This is a genomic window from Pseudoalteromonas luteoviolacea (assembly GCF_001696455.1).
In the GTDB taxonomy this organism is placed as follows: domain Bacteria; phylum Pseudomonadota; class Gammaproteobacteria; order Enterobacterales; family Alteromonadaceae; genus Pseudoalteromonas; species Pseudoalteromonas luteoviolacea_C.
Map to the genome: position 1 here is coordinate 235492 of NZ_MAUJ01000005.1, position 17102 is coordinate 252593.

General features: G+C 42.6%; 19 protein-coding genes. 7 read left to right on the top strand and 12 right to left on the bottom strand.

Annotated features, from left to right (window positions below; translation table 11 throughout):
* Nucleotides 1–124 precede the first annotated feature (124 nt).
* The 10 genes from A7985_RS16080 to A7985_RS16125 all read right to left on the bottom strand — a co-directional run bounded on the left by A7985_RS16080 (nucleotide 125) and on the right by A7985_RS16125 (nucleotide 9694).
* Entirely contained in the window at nucleotides 125–1153 is a 1029-nt protein-coding gene (locus A7985_RS16080) for an FAD:protein FMN transferase (protein ID WP_065791446.1), read from the bottom strand.
* A gap of 98 nt (nucleotides 1154–1251) precedes the next feature.
* Nucleotides 1252–2478: an NADH:ubiquinone reductase (Na(+)-transporting) subunit F gene (gene nqrF / locus A7985_RS16085; RefSeq protein ID WP_063359352.1), complete on the bottom strand. Its 1227-nt coding sequence runs from the start codon at nucleotides 2476–2478 to the stop codon at nucleotides 1252–1254.
* 19 nt (nucleotides 2479–2497) lie between these two features.
* Nucleotides 2498–3106 (bottom strand): NADH:ubiquinone reductase (Na(+)-transporting) subunit E, encoded by a 609-nt coding sequence (gene nqrE, locus A7985_RS16090; RefSeq protein ID WP_063359353.1) that lies wholly within the window; start codon nucleotides 3104–3106, stop codon nucleotides 2498–2500.
* 10 nt (nucleotides 3107–3116) lie between these two features.
* Complete coding sequence (locus A7985_RS16095) at nucleotides 3117–3749, bottom strand: NADH:ubiquinone reductase (Na(+)-transporting) subunit D (protein WP_063359354.1); 633 nt, start codon at nucleotides 3747–3749, stop codon at nucleotides 3117–3119.
* Complete coding sequence (locus tag A7985_RS16100; RefSeq protein WP_063383211.1) at nucleotides 3749–4495, bottom strand: Na(+)-translocating NADH-quinone reductase subunit C; 747 nt, start codon at nucleotides 4493–4495, stop codon at nucleotides 3749–3751. Before A7985_RS16100 ends, A7985_RS16095 begins: the two co-directional genes overlap by 1 nt.
* Nucleotides 4488–5687 carry an NADH:ubiquinone reductase (Na(+)-transporting) subunit B gene (locus A7985_RS16105; protein WP_063373161.1) on the bottom strand — a complete coding sequence of 400 codons (1200 nt, stop codon included), beginning with the start codon at nucleotides 5685–5687 and terminating at the stop codon, nucleotides 4488–4490. The genes A7985_RS16100 and A7985_RS16105 overlap by 8 nt, the downstream gene beginning before the upstream one ends.
* Nucleotides 5688–5689: 2 nt before the next feature.
* A complete protein-coding gene (locus A7985_RS16110) occupies nucleotides 5690–7033 on the bottom strand; it encodes a Na(+)-translocating NADH-quinone reductase subunit A (protein ID WP_065791568.1) in 1344 nt (447 codons plus the stop codon).
* A 369-nt stretch (nucleotides 7034–7402) separates the two neighbouring features.
* The gene (gene fabV / locus A7985_RS16115; RefSeq protein WP_065791447.1) at nucleotides 7403–8593 is read right to left on the bottom strand and encodes an enoyl-ACP reductase FabV; all 1191 of its coding nucleotides are present in this window, start codon (nucleotides 8591–8593) and stop codon (nucleotides 7403–7405) included.
* A gap of 140 nt (nucleotides 8594–8733) precedes the next feature.
* Nucleotides 8734–9048, bottom strand: a complete 315-nt coding sequence (locus A7985_RS16120; protein ID WP_065791448.1) for a BolA family protein — start codon at nucleotides 9046–9048, stop codon at nucleotides 8734–8736.
* A 64-nt stretch (nucleotides 9049–9112) separates the two neighbouring features.
* Nucleotides 9113–9694, bottom strand: coding sequence for an alpha-ketoglutarate-dependent dioxygenase AlkB family protein (locus A7985_RS16125; RefSeq protein WP_065791449.1), 582 nt, complete (start codon nucleotides 9692–9694; stop codon nucleotides 9113–9115).
* A gap of 39 nt (nucleotides 9695–9733) precedes the next feature.
* Between A7985_RS16125 and A7985_RS16130 the strand changes: the two genes are divergently transcribed.
* From A7985_RS16130 to A7985_RS16145, 4 genes are read left to right on the top strand one after another with little or no spacing between them, the layout of a single operon-like run.
* A complete protein-coding gene (locus A7985_RS16130; protein ID WP_065791450.1) occupies nucleotides 9734–10888 on the top strand; it encodes a methyltransferase in 1155 nt (384 codons plus the stop codon).
* Between the two features lie 3 nt (nucleotides 10889–10891).
* On the top strand, nucleotides 10892–11455 hold the full coding sequence (locus A7985_RS16135) for a YajG family lipoprotein (RefSeq protein ID WP_065791451.1): 564 nt from the start codon (nucleotides 10892–10894) through the stop codon (nucleotides 11453–11455).
* A 16-nt stretch (nucleotides 11456–11471) separates the two neighbouring features.
* A complete protein-coding gene (locus tag A7985_RS16140; RefSeq protein ID WP_065791452.1) occupies nucleotides 11472–12095 on the top strand; it encodes a peptidylprolyl isomerase in 624 nt (207 codons plus the stop codon).
* A gap of 8 nt (nucleotides 12096–12103) precedes the next feature.
* On the top strand, nucleotides 12104–13483 hold the full coding sequence (locus tag A7985_RS16145; RefSeq protein ID WP_065791453.1) for an AmpG family muropeptide MFS transporter: 1380 nt from the start codon (nucleotides 12104–12106) through the stop codon (nucleotides 13481–13483).
* 45 nt (nucleotides 13484–13528) lie between these two features.
* Here A7985_RS16145 and A7985_RS16150 read toward each other — a convergent pair whose 3' ends face one another.
* Complete coding sequence (locus A7985_RS16150; protein WP_023399554.1) at nucleotides 13529–13774, bottom strand: helix-turn-helix domain-containing protein; 246 nt, start codon at nucleotides 13772–13774, stop codon at nucleotides 13529–13531.
* A gap of 356 nt (nucleotides 13775–14130) precedes the next feature.
* Between A7985_RS16150 and A7985_RS26540 the strand changes: the two genes are divergently transcribed.
* Nucleotides 14131–14307 (top strand): hypothetical protein, encoded by a 177-nt coding sequence (locus A7985_RS26540; RefSeq protein WP_176716758.1) that lies wholly within the window; start codon nucleotides 14131–14133, stop codon nucleotides 14305–14307.
* A 49-nt stretch (nucleotides 14308–14356) separates the two neighbouring features.
* Here the strand turns inward: A7985_RS26540 and erpA are convergent, their stop codons facing one another.
* Nucleotides 14357–14695 carry an iron-sulfur cluster insertion protein ErpA gene (gene erpA, locus A7985_RS16155; RefSeq protein ID WP_063373153.1) on the bottom strand — a complete coding sequence of 113 codons (339 nt, stop codon included), beginning with the start codon at nucleotides 14693–14695 and terminating at the stop codon, nucleotides 14357–14359.
* A gap of 210 nt (nucleotides 14696–14905) precedes the next feature.
* Here erpA and A7985_RS16160 point away from each other — a divergent pair, with 210 nt between their 5' ends.
* Both A7985_RS16160 and A7985_RS16165 read left to right on the top strand, forming a co-directional pair.
* Nucleotides 14906–16588: a chloride channel protein gene (locus A7985_RS16160; protein WP_065791454.1), complete on the top strand. Its 1683-nt coding sequence runs from the start codon at nucleotides 14906–14908 to the stop codon at nucleotides 16586–16588.
* Nucleotides 16589–16607: 19 nt separating this feature from the next.
* The gene (locus A7985_RS16165) at nucleotides 16608–17042 is read left to right on the top strand and encodes a CopD family protein (protein ID WP_065791455.1); all 435 of its coding nucleotides are present in this window, start codon (nucleotides 16608–16610) and stop codon (nucleotides 17040–17042) included.
* The last annotated feature ends 60 nt before the right edge of the window (nucleotides 17043–17102 follow it).

The following is a 17102-nucleotide window of genomic DNA, read 5'->3' on the forward strand; positions in this document are numbered from 1 at the left end:
CCTTAATTAACGAACCAACTTAGGTTTATCCCAAGCAACTGACGGTATATTCACAATATTATATATCTAATCCCGACAAAGTTGAATGAATTTACCTCACAAAAAGCAATGATATTTGCTTCCTTTAGTCTTTATTTAAGTAAGGGGCAAATGCTGAGCTCGAATACGTCTTAAGACCATCCTGCGTTTTACTGATCAGATAAACTGCTAGCTTGTGCTGCTCGGCGTAAGCCTTAGCACGTTCAGTCCCCATGACCGTAAGCGCTGTCGCTAAACCATCCGCGGTCATGGCCGATGGGTGCAGTACAGTAACCGACACCAAGTCATGCTTTACTGGTTTGCCTGTTGCAGGATCGATTAGATGTGTGAATACCTCTCCATCCATCTCATAGAAAATGCGGTAATCACCCGAGGTCGCAACACTGTTTTTACCCGGCTCTATAATTCTATGAATTTGACGCTGGCCAACTGGTGCATCCGGCTTTTCGATGGCAATACGCCAGGGTGTTGCGTCCGGCTTACTACCTGAGATGCGCAACTCTCCACCAATTTCTACCATGTAGTTTTCAATGCCTTTACGCTCAATCAGCTCAGCTACTTTGTCAATACCATAGCCTTTCGCCGTAGCTGAAAAAGATAATTCTAAATGACTAAGAGACTTAGACAGACCTTCGCTTGTAAGGCTCAATTTATCTACGCCTATGTTGTCTTGCATTGCCTCTATCTCATTTTGTGAGGGGCGCTTTGTAGGACGCTTGTCAGGGCCAAACCCCCATAAATCAATTAAAGGCCCCATGGTCACATCAAGGGTCTTCGTTGATTGCCCCAAACGGATAGACTCAGCTGTTACCTTTCTGAAGTCTTCGCTTATCGGCATCACGGTATTAGCGGCAAGCCGATTAAATTGATTAATCTCTGAATCAGGAATATACGTCGACATAGACTGGTTAACAGTAATAAGTGCTTCGTCTACTTCACTTTTAAAACGTTCAGCTTCTAGGCTAACAGGGCCAGGGAAGACCTTGATATTATAGGTAGTCCCCATTGTCCTGCCGTTTATTTCAACGGGACTTTGTTGCGCTTTTTGCTCACCACACGCAGATAAGAACAACACTAAAAAAATAACAGAGAAGAAATAACCAAGTTTTTGCATCTATTTTTTAGTCCTTACACCATATAAAAAAACCCCTAGGGAACGCCCTAGGGGTTTAAACTTTTTAAATACGATTAAACATCATATTTAGTACCTAATTAACCACCGAAGTCATCAAGTAGGATGTTTTCGTCTTCAACACCAAGATCTTTCAACATGTTGATAACAGCTGCGTTCATCATTGGTGGACCACACATGTAGAACTCACAATCTTCAGGCGCTTCGTGGTCCTTCAGATAGTTCTCTAGTAATACGTTGTGGATGAAGCCTGTGTAACCTTCCCAGTTGTCCTCTGGTTGAGGATCAGAAAGTGCTACGTGCCACTCAAAGTTATCGTTATCAGCAGCTAGGCCGTCGAAGTCTTCTACGTAGAACATCTCACGCTTAGAACGTGCACCGTACCAGAAAGACATCTTACGGTCTGAGTTAAGACGCTTAAGTTGGTCAAAGATGTGTGAACGCATTGGTGCCATACCTGCACCACCACCTACGAATACCATTTCTGCATCAGTTTCTTTCGCGAAGAATTCACCGAATGGACCAGAGATAGTTACCTTATCACCTTCTTTAAGTGACCAGATGTAAGAAGACATCTTACCACATGGTAGGCTCAAGTTATTTGGCGGCGGAGTCGCAATACGCACGTTCAACATGATGATACCGAACTCTTCTGGGTAGTTAGCCATTGAGTATGCACGGATCGTCTCGTCGTCAACTTTAGACTCAAGATTGAAGAAGCCAAAACGCTCCCAATCACCACGATATTCGTCAGGAATATCAAAGTCTGCGTACTTAACGTGGTGAGCTGGTGCTTCAATTTGGATATAACCACCTGCACGGAAAGGTACAACCTCACCTTCAGGGATACCAAGCTTAAGCTCTTTGATGAATGTCGCTTTGTTATCGTTAGAGATAACTGTACATTCCCACTTCTTCACGCCGAAGATAGAATCTTCTACTTCGATTTCCATGTCAGTCTTAACCGCAACCTGACATGCTAAACGACAACCTTCACGTGCTTCACCTTTAGTGATGTGGTCAAGCTCAGTTGGAAGGATATCACCACCACCAGAATGAACATGTACGCGACACTGGCCACAAGAACCACCACCACCACATGCTGATGAAATGAAGATACCGGCATCAGCTAGTGAGCCTAGTAGCTTACCACCTGGTGCTGATGTAATTGCTTTGTCTGCATCGCCATTGATGCCGATTGTGATGTCACCGCTTGGTACAAGCTTCGATTTCGCTGCGATGATGACTAGCACCAAGATCACAACGATAGCGATGAACATACTTACACCTAATACAATAGTTTCCATCGTATAGTTTCCTCGCTAATTAAAGTGAAATACCAGAGAATGACAAGAAGCCAAAGCCCATTAGACCTACAGTGATGAAGGTAATACCTAAACCACGAAGACCATCTGGGATATCAGCATACTTCATCTTCTCACGAAGACCTGCTAGCAATACGATTGCAAGCGCCCAACCCACACCTGAGCCGATGCCAAATACAACTGACTCACCAAGGTTATAGTTACGCTCAACCATGAATGCTACCGCACCGAAAATCGCACAGTTTACTGTGATAAGTGGCAAGAAAATACCAAGCGCGTTATATAGCGCAGGGAAAAACTTGTCCAATGTCATTTCTAGGATCTGTACAAGTGCTGCGATTACACCGATGAAAGTCAAGAATTTCAAGAAGCTTAAGTCAGCCTCTGGGAAACCAAGCCATTCAAGTGCACCCGGTGCCAGTACCGCGTGATAAACAATGTTGTTTACCGGCACAGCTACACCTAGTACAAAGATTACTGCAACACCAAGACCGAACGAGGTTGTTACTTTCTTAGATACCGCAAGGAATGTACACATACCTAAGAAGAAAGATAGCGCTAAGTTTTCGATGAAAACCGCTTTTACAAATAAGCTAAGATAATGTTCCATCTTTCTCCCCTTATGCCTTCGCTTCTACTTGGTCTTTCTTATAAGTACGAAGTACCCAAATGAAGAAACCAACTAAGAAGAATGAACTGAATGGCATAATTAATAGACCCATTGGCTGGTACCAACCACCGTCAGAAACAAGCGGAAGGATTTCAACACCAAATAGTGCACCTGCACCGAATAGCTCACGTACAAAACCAATTGTAAGTAGAACTACTGAGTAACCAAGACCGTTACCAATGCCGTCTAAGAAAGACATAAGCGGTGGTGACTTCATTGCATAAGCTTCTGCACGACCCATTACGATACAGTTTGTAATGATTAGACCAACGAATACCGTTAGTTCTTTAGCCGTTGCATATACGAATGCTTGAAGTGTCTGGTCAACAACGATTACCAATGATGCAATAATTGTCATTTGAACGATGATACGTACACTTGACGGAATGTGGTTACGGATCAACGAGATAAATAAACTTGAGAACGCAGTTACCACAGTCAAAGCAAGTGACATGATAAGTGCATTTTTAAGGCTTGAAGTAACCGCTAGCGCAGAACAAATACCCAGAACTTGCAGAGCAATCGGGTTGTTTGCGAAGACTGGTCCTAACAAGACTTCCTTCATTTCTTTTGCATTAGCCATTAGTTCAATGCCCCTTCACGTACTTTCGCTAGGAATGGACCAAACGCTTTATCGCCTGTCCAGAACTTGAATGTGTTCTCAACACCGTTTGACGTTAGTGTCGCACCAGATATTCCATCTACTTTGTTTACATCGCTACCAGCTGTGCCTTTTACGATATCTACAGGTAGTTGCTTGCCTTCCCAAGTAGCTGTCCACTTAGGGTTCTGGATTTCGCCACCAAGACCCGCAGTTTCGTTGTGCTGATAGAAATTGATTGCTTTAATCGTTTTCGTATCAAGGTCTAGTGCGATGAAACCGTACATGATGCCCCATAGGCCGTAACCTTGGATAGGCAGAATAACCGATTCAACCTGACCATTGCTGTTCTTAGCTAGGTATACTGGAGATTCATGCGTCATACGAAGTACGCCAGCTAAGTCATCTTCTTTCGGAAGTGCAAAGCTGCGCTCAGCGTCGAACTTAGTCATCGTGAAGTCGAACGAGTTAGGATCTGTTTCAACAAAGTCACCTGACTTGAAGTCAACAACGCGTGCGTCAATGACTTCATTGTACTTTTGTGCAACGTTTTCAACGTCTTTAATACCAGCCGCAGCTAGGATGTTACGTTGAACGTCTTCAATTTTGTTAGCTTGCTGTAGTGGGCGTAACTGTACTGCCGCAAAAGATACGACGATTGCACACACTAAACATAGACCAACAACAACGCCTAACGTTTTGCCGATAGTTTCATTGTTACTAGACACGTGCCAATCTCCTCTTCACATTAGACTGCACTACAAAGTGGTCGAATAGCGGTGCGAATAGGTTAGCGAATAGAATTGCTAACATCATACCTTCTGGGTATGCAGGGTTAACAACACGGATAAGTACAACCATAACACCAATTAGTGCACCGTATGCCCATTTACCTTTATCAGTGAAAGACGCTGAAACAGGGTCTGTCGCCATAAAGAACATACCAAATGCAAAACCACCCAGTACTAAGTGCCAATGCCAAGGCATAGCAAATGTCGCGTTTGTGTCAGAACCGATCATGTTCAACAGTGTAGCCATTACAACCATACCTAGGAATGTACCTAGTACGATGCGCCATGACGCGATGCGAACATACATCAAGAACAAGCCGCCAATTGCAAGTGCAAGCGTCGACGTTTCACCCACTGAACCTTGGATGAAGCCGTAGAAAGCATCCCACCACAATTGCATGTTGTTGTAATCTAGTGAACCAATCGCTGCTTGACCTAAGTATGTCGCACCAGAGAATGAATCTACTGCTGTCCATACTGTGTCACCTGAGATATCACCTGGGTATGCGAAGAAAAGGAACGCACGGCCAGCTAGTGCAGGGTTAAGGAAGTTACGGCCAGTACCACCGAATACTTCTTTAGCGACTACAACACCAAATGTGATACCTAGTGCAACTTGCCATAATGGGATTGTTGCAGGCAGGATCAATGCAAATAATACTGAAGTTACGAAGAAACCTTCGTTTACTTCGTGCTTACGCACTGATGCGAATAGAACTTCCCAAAAACCACCTACGATAAACACAGTTCCGTAAATAGGTAGGAAGAAACACGCACCGTAAAACATTTTCGCAGCCCAGCCGGAAGTCGCTGTGAGCTCACCACCTAGCGCTTGGAAAATACCCGCCTGCCAAGTGTTTGCGATGTCAAAACCGTTACCAATTGCGATTGCAGCTTGGTGACCGATATTGAACATACCAAAGAACATAGCCGGAAACGTCGCCATCCATACCAAAATCATGATACGTTTTAGGTCGATGTTGTCACGCACGTGCGTGCCGCCTTTGTTTACATAACCAGGCGTATAGAAAACCGTCGCGATTGCTTCATAAAGCGCATACCACTTCTCGTGTTTTCCACCTGGTTCAAAGTGAGGTTCAATGTCTTCTAAAAATTTCTTTAAGGCCATTTTTAACCTTCCTTCTCAATAGTAGTCAGGCAATCACGCAGGATTAAACCATAATCATACTTGCCCGGACATACGAAGGTACACAATGCTAAATCTTCTTCATCAAGCTCAAGTGCACCCAAAGAGATAGCACTGTCTAAATCGCCTGCGATAAGATCACGAAGTAATAGCGTTGGTAGGATGTCTAAAGGCATAACACGCTCGTAGTTGCCGATTGGCACCATTGCACGCTTAGAACCACCAGTAGACGTTGTCATTTTGAACAAACGGCTAGGAGCTAAGTGTGAAATGAATGTACGTGTTACTGAGAATTTGTTGCTACCTGGCGCAATCCAGCCAAATAACTCTTTCTCACGACCTTCAAGAAGCACTGAAACCTGTACGTGATAACGACCAAGGAAAGCGTGAGGGCCGGTTGCTGTTTTACCAGCTAACACAGAGCCAGAAATGACTCGGTTATCACCGTCTTCAACTTCACCTGATACTAAATCTGTTAGCGACGCACCAATTTGAGTCTTAACTAAACGAGGATTCTTTACGCGAGGACCTGCTAAAGAAACAACTCGGTCTGTGTAGATCTCGCCGGTTAGGAACAGCTTACCAAACGCGATAACGTCCTGGTAACCTAAGTGCCAAACCTGCTTGTCTGCACCAACTGCATCTAAGTTGTGGATGTGAGTGCCCACTAAGCCTGCTGGGTGAACGCCAGCGAACTCATGAACTTCAACTTGTGACAATGACGAGCTAGGTACTTTACTACCTGACTGCTTACATACGAAAACTTTACCATCAGTTAAACGAGACACAACAGCTAGACCGGCTTCAAACGCTTCCACGTTATCCGCAATGATCACGGCTGGATCTGCTGCTAATGGGTTAGTATCGATGGCTGTCACGAAAATTGAGCTCGGAGCTGCACCAGGCACTGCTACACGGCTAAATGGACGTGCACGAAGCGCTGGCCACTGACCAGATTCAATAAGCACTTCTTTCACTTTCTCACGATCTAGGTTGCTTAAATCAGCAGCCGAGAACTTGTCGAAAGTGATTTGCTCATTGCCTTGTACCTCAATCACTACTGACTGAAGCACACGCTTAGCACCACGGTTGATTTCTTTAACTACACCAGAGGCTGGCGCAGTAAACTTGACACCTGGGTTCTTTTTGTCTTCAAAAAGAACTTGGCCTTTTTTGACTTGGTCATCCACGCGAACATGCATGGTTGGACGCATACCAATAAACTCTTCACCAAGCACAGCTACACGTTTGATGGCAGCGCCATCATGAATAGCTTGCTGTGGTGCGCCCTCTATGGGTAAGTCCAGACCTTTTTTTATGTTGATCATACGCACTTGCATTACATTAACGGAAAGAAATTGAAAAATCTTTACTTACCACGGCAGCCATCTCATCTAGTTTTTGGTATCAAAGAACTCGCTCATCATGTCTATGACTTGACAAAAGCCAAATCAACCAAAAATAAGCGCCGTGATATATAGTCCTCACATATTTCCGCAATTTTAACATTAATCGCCCTGACTATGCGAGTACAATTATCAAATTAATACGACTTAACAATGGTTTTAGCTCAGTTCAGCTAATTGCGATTAAATCAATATAGACCAAAGTGGTATTGATTGAGAAAGTGAAGTGATTGGATCAGGGAAAGAAAAATTGAAAGGCGAAGCAAGAATGCTTCGCCCAAAGTATAAAAATTATACTAAACCATTGATTTCAACAACAGTATTTACATCGGCTTCATAGTCGACGCCATCTACGCCAAAACCAAATAATTTTAAGAATTCGTTATGATAACCTTCGTAATCAGTGAGCGAATCAATCGTATCAGTATCTACTGTGTCCCAAATTTGCTGAATACGTGCCTGAACACCGTCTTCCAATTCTTTATAGTTTTGGAACAAGTGACCGCCGTCGTCAAAACGAGGCGTCTCACCAAACAGGTTTTCATTGAACAGGCCGTGGATCTGCTCGATTGTTCCTTCATAAGTGCCATCTTCTTTAGTCACTTTAAATAGTGCAGAGATGTATAGAGGCATAATTGGAATCGCAGAACTCGCTTGTGTCACAACCGCATTCAAAGAAGAAACATAAGCTTCGCCATTTAAAGCAGCAGTTGATGCTTTAATCGCTTCAGCTGCACGGTCTAGGTCTTCTTTCGCTTTACCTATTGTTGCGTAACCGTAAATTGGCCATGTCAATTCTTTACCAATATAGGTGTATGCCGTTGTTTTGAAGTTGTCAGCTAATACATCCGCTTCTTTTAAAGCGTCTAACCAAAGCTCCCAGTCTTCACCGCCCATCACTTTTACAGTGTTGGCGATTTCGTCTTCATTTGCAGCTTCAACGCTTACTTCGTCAATAACACGCTTTGAAGTGTTTAAGTTTTTCGTTGTAATCGGCTCGCCAATCGGCTTAAGCACAGAGCTGTGTGTTTCACCCGTCTTTGGATCTGTGCGACGTGGAGATGCTAAGCTGTAGATAACTAAGTCAACTTTGCCCATCTCTGCTTTGATGGTCTCAACTGCTTTCTCTTTCAGTTCATTTGAGAACGCGTCGCCATTGATGTTCTTAGACCATAATCCAGCTTTGTCAGCAGCATTTTGGAAAGCCGCAGTATTGTACCAGCCTGCTGAAGCAGTTTTCTTTTCTGTCCCTTCTTTTTCAAAGAAAATACCCAGTGTTTTTGCGCCAGAACCGAATGCTGCAGTGATGCGTGAGGCTAAACCATAACCAGTAGAAGCACCGATAACCAGTACATTCTTTGGTCCATTTTTTAATTCACCTTGCTGCTTTACATATGCAATTTGCTCTTCAACATGCGCTGCACAGCCTGCTGGGTGAGCATTGGTACAGATAAAACCACGGATCTTCGGCTTAATTACCATTTTTTTTCCTACTAAATTTTGAATATGTTTCAATTGATTTAGGCACATCTCTACCACATAAAGTCATGAAACTTGTCAAAGAGGGTGCCAAAAAATGCCTATAGTGTAATGTCTGATCGTCTAAATACAGGTCTGATCAGCTATTTATCAAACTTTGAACCACCTAAGCAGTTCGGAGACGCAGGCACTTGGTGCTCTGACTCGTCAAACTCCTCAGGGGTATATGCATGAATCGCTAGTGCATGAATATCATTAGCCAACTCTGATTTTAAGACCTCATTAATACGTCTATGTCGTGGCAAAAGCCTTAATCCAGAAAACTCTTCGCTTACGACAACAACTTTGAAGTGTGAATCGCTGCCACGACTGTGCATATGACTTTCATTAATTACATCGAGGTGTGTACACGCAATGGCGTCTGCAAGCTTTGCATGGATTTGTTGCTGCATTGACATCTATAAAGTGCCCTTTTCAGATTGGTCCTAGAAATTGCTTTATACTATACGCGGATAGACTAAATTAACCAACCGTTCTAAAGGTCAGGTTTATCCGCCCTTGAGATACTTTGGCTTGCTTGGGTAAACTGTGTTCAAAGTCATGCTGACTGCGCCCAGACATCATCAAGAAGCTGCCCGTTTCTAACAGTATTGAATATGTCTCGCGTGTCACCTTGTCACGAATTTTAAATAACCTAGAGGCCCCCAAAGATACGGATACTATCATTGGTTCATTACCCAGCTCTCGCTCATCATCACTGTGCCAACCCATGGTATCCTGCCCATCACGATACCAATTAAGCAATAACGCGTTAAATGCTTGACCATACTGCTGCTGCAAACGTGTTCTGATAGAACTCAATACAGGCAACCATTCGCAACTATCTAACTGCTTTCCTGAATAGCCGTAATTGGCATTTTGATCTGCAATAAAACATTGTAAGCGAGGAATGCGATGCAATTTCCCGTAAACACGTATCTCTGGCTGCTGCCAAGGCAAGTGCCCACACAAGTAGTCATATAACGCTAAGCTTTTATCAAATGAAATACCGTGAGGAAAATACTGAAAGCCTTCGGGCAAACATTCTTTGTTCAGCTTTGACATGTTATTATGCACCTACAATTTAGTGAAAAATATAGAACTATGACAACCGAAGCGGTACTTGCAAACCACCCGTTCATATTACATCGATTTCCTCTTGAACAAAAAAATCGCAGTCTACAAGCATGGGATGCCGCAGACGAATACCTCCTTGATCATATCGTATCTGAGCATCCAACTGCACAAAAAATCTTAATACTCAACGATAGCTTTGGTGCTCTGTGCTGTGCTTCAAGTGTTGTCTTTCGCAAAGAACAGACCCTCCCCACGCTCTTCTTTATCAATGACTCTTTTGTAAGCAAGGCAGCTTGTCAGCACAACTTATCTGAAAACCAGTTACCAACTGAACACGTCACCTTTTTAGACAGTTTGGAAACTTTGCCAACAGACATTGACTTGGTTCTTATAAAGATTCCAAAAAATGCGGGATTTTTGCAATATCAACTCTCTTTGCTCAGTCACTTACCTGCAGATATTCCTGTTATCGCTGCTGGTAAAGCAAAAGAAATACACACCTCAACACTAAAATCGTTCAATCATTTTTTATCCGAGCCAAAGACCAGCCTTGCGGTGAAAAAATCCCGTTTAATTTTTTCCAAAACAACTGCCAAGCCAGTAGACAGTAAGTTCCCAGTATCTTGGCCGCTTGAAAGTACAGACTTCACGCTCTTTAACCATGCCAATGTTTTTTCACGAGATTCCCTTGATATTGGCGCTCGATTTTTCTTGAACTATCTTCCTGCAGGTAAAAAGTCGATGAATATCATTGATCTAGGCTGCGGAAATGGTGTGATTGGGCTGCAAACTTTAAATCGAATGCCAAATAGCAAGGTCACTTTTGTCGATGAATCTGCAATGGCAGTAGCTACAGCAAAACAAAATGTGAGCCACAATTTGCCAACACGTGTAGCTGACTGCCACTTTGTGCACAATGACTGTCTCACTGATTTTGAGCCCAATAGTGCTGATTTAGTGCTTTGCAATCCTCCATTTCATCAGGCACAAGCCATCACCGATCACATTGCATGGCAGATGTTTTTACAAGCTAAATACACCTTGCGAAATGGTGGGGAGTTAAGAATTATCGGCAATCGTCATTTAGACTACCAAGACAAGTTGCAGCGTCTGTTTGGGAACTGTAAGGTACTTGGCAATAATAAAAAATTTACCGTGTTAAGTGTAATTAAAAGGAGCTAATCTATGGCCAATCTCATTAAATCACTGGCTGCCGTAGGCCTCGTATCTCTTTTGTCAGGGTGTGCCAGCTCACCAAAATCAGTGATCCTTAATCCGAGTTACTCTGCTGGACAAGTCACGACGATTAATCAACCCGTGTCTATCAAAGTAGAAGACCTCAGAACCTCCAAGTTTACTGTTAAAGTACTCGATAAAGAACCAGCCGTGTATCTACCCGATGCAAATTTACCCGTCACCATCTCAAAGTTAATCAATGGTGCTTTTAAGGCAAATGGCGCAGACATTGTTAATAGTGCAGATGTAAAAATTACGGTTCAAGTAAAGCAGTTTTTAGCAATTGTATCAGAAACTTACACGAAACATGAAAGCAATGCGCAAGCTGAGTTTGTGGTTACAGTCACCAAAGACAAAAGTACATTTGTAAAATCTTTTACTGGTAACAGAAAATTGACTGGCTCATTAAAGCATGATCAGGCAAAAGTAGAAGGCCAATTAAATGTACTTGCCCAACAGCTAGTAACGCATATGATAAAAGACCAAGAGCTCATTCAATTCATCTCACAATAAGATATAAGGAACACAGATGATCCGCTGCGCCATACTCATATTTACCATACTCGCAAGCGCCCTTGCCTTTGCGGGTAATAAAGAAGGCCGTTTTGTACAAAAAGACAATCTATTTCCAAAAGTACAGATCCACACCTCTTTGGGCAAAATTACTGTGGAACTCGATCGCTCACGCGCCCCAATCACAGTCAACAACTTTCTGACCTACGTTATTAACGACGACTACAAAGGATCTGTTTTTCATCGTGTCGAGCGCGACGAAGCCAATGAGAAAGATTTTGTTATTCAAGGCGGAGGATATGACAAAGACTATGATGGCATGTTTGAAAGAAAGCCAATTTTTAATGAAAGTGGTAATGGCATGAAAAACGACATGTACTCTGTTGCCATGGCTTATCAAGACAACAAACCACATTCGGGCACGAGGCAGTTCTTTTTTAATATGGATGATAATGACCATTTGAATCCAGGTCGAGGCTGGGGTTTTGCAGTATTTGGTAATGTGACTGATGGGTATGAAACACTCGATAAAATCATGCAAGTTGAAACTGGTTACAATAAAAAGCTCGGTTACAGCTTTATCCCCAAAACGGCTGTGATCATACACAGCATCGATATTTTGCCAGCAGAAGAGTTTTAATCAAGACGATGGCGACCACAACAAGCATTTTTAAATACCTAAGTTATTACAAAGACAAACGCCTATTGACTGTATTTGCTTTTGGTATGAGCCAAGGCTTTCCTTGGGTACTGATTGGTTCAGTGATGTCTGCGTGGCTAAAAGATGAAGGCCTAAGCAGAAGCCTAATTGGACTATTTGGAATTGTCTTCGGTGCTTACACCATTAACTTTTTGTGGTCTCCACTTGTTGATAGACTTAAATTACCACTCATTGGCGCGCGACTCGGACAGCGACGCAGTTGGATATTCCTTGGTCAAATTGTCGTTACTTTGTGTGCTGTAAATTTGGCTTTCGTCGATTTACAAAATAATTTGTTTCATGCTGCTTTGTTATGTTTTCTGATAGCCCTTTTTGCCGCCACGCATGATATTGCAATCGATGGTTATCGTATCGACATTTTACCTCAAGCAGAAAGCGAAAAATCAACCGCAGCTGCGGCGATGGCCACGTCTGGGTGGTGGACTGGGTATGCATTGCTCGGCGCTATTCCATTTTTTGCTGCTGACTTGCCTAATATCGAGTGGCCAGATGTGTATCTGATACTCTCAGGTATTATGAGCTTATTGGTCGTTGTGACATTACTCGCAAAAGAACCAGAATCACACCGTGATACAGCGCAAGCCGAAATTCAAAAAGCCTATGAAGATAAGCTAGCAACGCATGGCCACTCAAGGGCGAATAAAATTTTGGCTTGGCTCGGTGTCACCATCGTTGCACCGTTTGTGAGTTTTTTCAAAAATAACGGCGTCAGCACCGCGTTAGCATTACTCACTTTCATATTCTTATTTAAAATCGGTGAAGCGTTTTTAGCGCGAATGTCTATTGTTTTTTATAAAGAGATTGGCTTTAGCAATACGCAAATAGCCCAGTACTCAAAGCTCGGGACCGGTTTAATTACCATCATCTTCGCATTTTTAGGCAGTATCTTTAATCACAAATACGGCATTGTGAAAGGCTTATTCATCAGTGGCGTTGCTATGGCTGCATCCAACTTAATGTTTTCTTGGATTGCAATTGCAGGTCCAAAAGAGCACCTTTATGCATTGGCAATCGTTATCGATGGGTTTACTCAAGCTTGGTCACTTGTTGCTCTGGTTGCATTTATTTCAATGCTATGTGATAGGACATTTAGTGCAACCCACTATGCCTTGCTCGCGTCTCTTGGTAGTTTGAGTCGAACTTTGTTATCGAGTTACAGTGGTGTAGTCATTGATGACTGGCTGGATGGTGACTGGGCTGTTTTCTTTGTGATTACCGCACTAATGGTACTGCCTTCGCTGTTGTTCCTCTATTTCATAAGACACAAGCTTTATCAAATTGAGGCAAGCTATCATAAACAAAGTTAAGGTGCATCTCCTTGCACCTTGCTTTTCAATCCACTTAAGTTGGATTTATAGCTCTTCTTTATTAATTAGTGAAAGGCCTTCGTACGGGTCTACTTCCAATGCCTCACAATAACGCAAGAACTCGATGACATCTAAACGACGTTCTTGGTTCTCTATTTTACCGATAAATGAATGCGGCGTCCCTAAAACTTGAGCAAGGCTACGCATTGTGTGGCCTTTCTCATGACGCTTTGATTTCAACCATTTTGTTAACTTTCCGTTTTCTTCTGAAGAAACCGTTTTACCCATCATAAATAAACATCTCCTACTTGATGATTTATCTTAAACAGCTTCGTGAAATTTGCCCGTCTCACTCAGCTGCACATCGTATATTAGAAAAAATACTCGCTACAGACCCTACAGATCTTGCGTATTTCCTGTTTTGCCAACAGGCCTTGTTCCTGTGTACCCAATTAGGTATAGACCATCTTAGCGCTAAAACCTAATAAAATTTTGAAAAATTATATTCATTTTTTTCATGTAGGGTACAGAGTACACTTTAACAAAAATTTTATATCTTGTACCAGTATTTGAAATAATTTATTTTTCTTTAAAAATTAGTTGTTTAGAGCTAACCTTAAATTTAATTAAAAAATTAGGGTGAAAAAATGATTCGGATCTTATTTTTATTACCACTGATTCTTTGTTTTGGCTGGTATTACTTTTTGAAGGTAAATGGTGTCCCGCTAAAGCAAGGTAAGCGAGGGTTTATTTATATTCTGGCATTTTCCGCATTTGTGTTGGGCTTTTTCGTATTGATGATACATGTCACCAACCCTGCATAAAAAAGCCATGCAATCGCATGGCTTTTTTTTACTTTATAGTGAGGTCTTTCTACACGCTGAAACTCGCGCCACAACCACATGTCGTTGTCGCGTTAGGGTTGTTAACGAAGAAGCGTGCTCCCTCTAGTCCTTCCGTGTAGTCAACAATACCGTCAACTAAATATTGAATACTCATAGGGTCAACGACCATGACCACACCATTTTTTTCAATTTCTAAATCGCCTGGGTTTACTTTTTCATCAAAAGTGAATCCATACTGGAAGCCTGAGCATCCTCCACCAGTTACATAAACGCGAAGCTTTAAGTCTGGATTTTCCTCTTCAGATATCAGCTCTTTTACGCGAGCAGCAGCCGCATCGCTAAATTTAATCGGTAACTCTTCTGACATGTGCATTCGACCCTTGTACATTAATTAGCGGAATTATCTAATACCCGACTATTTTAATCAAGTATCTCCCTTTGTGCCTTTATTTCATTGGGTGGTCATATGTAAACTGCAGAAACCAGCATTTTTAGTTAAAAAGCTAGATTTATGTCAGGGACTTAGCGTTGAACTTTTGATAAAATACAAGTACATGTTCAAATTCAGCGACAAAATATGACTCTAGATCAAGTCAGACGCCGTCTAGCAAAACCTAAGACTTCAGCACAATTGTGCGTGCTTGGCGTATGTGCTGGCCTCATTGCTGCAATATTGATCATTCTGTTTCGCCTAATGATTGAACTGGTGCAATCAACCTTTTTAGACAGCCACGATGATTTCACCACATTGGCACAGCATCAGAGGCTGTTGTTGCCTGTGGGTGCAGCCTTAGTAATCGCTTTATTCGCCAGTCTTACAGGCTTTAAACATTACCGCCTAGGCATTCCTTTTGTGATCAACCGTATCAAACATCATTATGGCCATATGCCCATTTGGAACTCAGTCAACCAGTTTTTTGGTGGTGGTATTGCGCTAATTTGTGGCTTTTCCGTTGGCCGTGAAGGTCCGTCTGTACATATGGGTGCAACCGGGGCAAGCGTGCTTACTGAACGTCTGCACCTGCCACATAACTCAGCCCGAACTTTAGCTGGTTGTGGAGTCGCAGCTGGTATAGCTGCTTCATTTAATACGCCTCTCGCAGCGGTCATTTTTGTGATGGAGGTCGTGTTACGTGAGTATAAGATCCATATTTTCGTACCAATTATGCTTGCCGCCGTCACCGGTGCACTGGCCACGCAATTTGTGTTTGGTAATGTTTCAGAGCTGTCGTTAATCCAAATTGAGATGCTTAGCTTTTGGCACTATCCCTATTTAATAATATGTGGTTTCGCACTTGGAGCCGTTGCGTTTGCTTTCAACCAAAACCTCATGCTCATTATTAAAACATTTAAACCAATCAGCATGTTCCCTCGCCTTTTGCTTGCGGGACTTATTGCAGGCCTGATCGGATACCTGGTACCAGAAGCAATGGGCTCTGGCATGAGCGCAATTAAACTGGCAGTGGAAACGCCGGATAACCTTCAACTGTTAACAACCATTTTTATTGCTAAATTACTGGCAACCCTGTTTGCTATCGGTCTCGGTATTCCAGGCGGTTTGATTGGCCCTGTCATTGGTCTAGGGGTCATTTTAGGCACATTAATGGCATTTTTTGCTCAATTTATTTCCCCCGACACGGCTGTCGCCGGAACATATGGTGTCCTTGGCATGGCCGGATTGCTCGCCGCAACTCTGCATGCGCCTTTAGCTGCACTCACGGCTGTGATGGAGCTGACATCAAACCCTCAAATTGTTGTGCCAGCCATGTTAATTATTTCAACTGCGTATGTGACCGCACTACAAGTATTTGGCAACCGTTCGATATTTTTACAACAGCTGGATTTTCAAGGTCTCCCCTATCAAGTTTCCCCAGCAAAAGAAGCACTACAAAAAGTGGGCATTGTCGAAGAAATGGAAGAAAACTTTAAACTTTTATATTCCAATGACAAACAACAAATTAAAGACACCTTGTCAGCCGTAGAAAGCCAAACCCCCCTCATTGTCTACGACGAAGAGAGCGGGTATCAATTGGCTGAGTATGACTTAACACTGGTTTCAGATGACAGTGCGACAATTAAATATGTCCCTCTACAGGGCCTCAGCACACAAGCGACGCTTGCAGAAGCATTTGAATTATTGAAAGACAAAAGATCTGGAGCCGTTTACGTTTACAACCAAAAAGACAGCCTTCAAATCATGGGGATTGTCCGCTGGGATAAACTGCGGCACATTTTAACAATGAGAAATAGTTTACTTTAACCGATTCATAAGGGGCATTATGAGCGCACTGTTGGTTTACAAAGCCTTGCACATCTTTTTTATGGTGGCTTGGTTTGCTGGTATTTTTTACTTACCGAGACTATTCATTTATCACACCATGACCGAAGAAAAAGCCTGTAAAGCGATGCTTAAGATCATGGAAAGACGCCTACTTTACTTCGTCACACCTTTTGCCATTTTAACTGGTATCTTTGGCACTCTGACCATTGTTGAATACGGTCGAGAGTGGTTCAAATACAACATGTGGCTTCATTACAAATTGGTTTTTGTCATTATTTTATACATTTACCACGGGTACTGTTTTAAATTACTGGCTGACTTTAAAAACGATAGAAATATCCGTAGTACTCGCTTCTATCGCTTCTACAATGAGTTTCCCGTTTTCTTATTGCTGCCAATTATTCTATTGGCGGTATTAAAGCCATTTTTTTAATGTAAATATGACGGCGACAGTGCCGTCATACTCACCAGATAGCTATGAACTATGCTATTA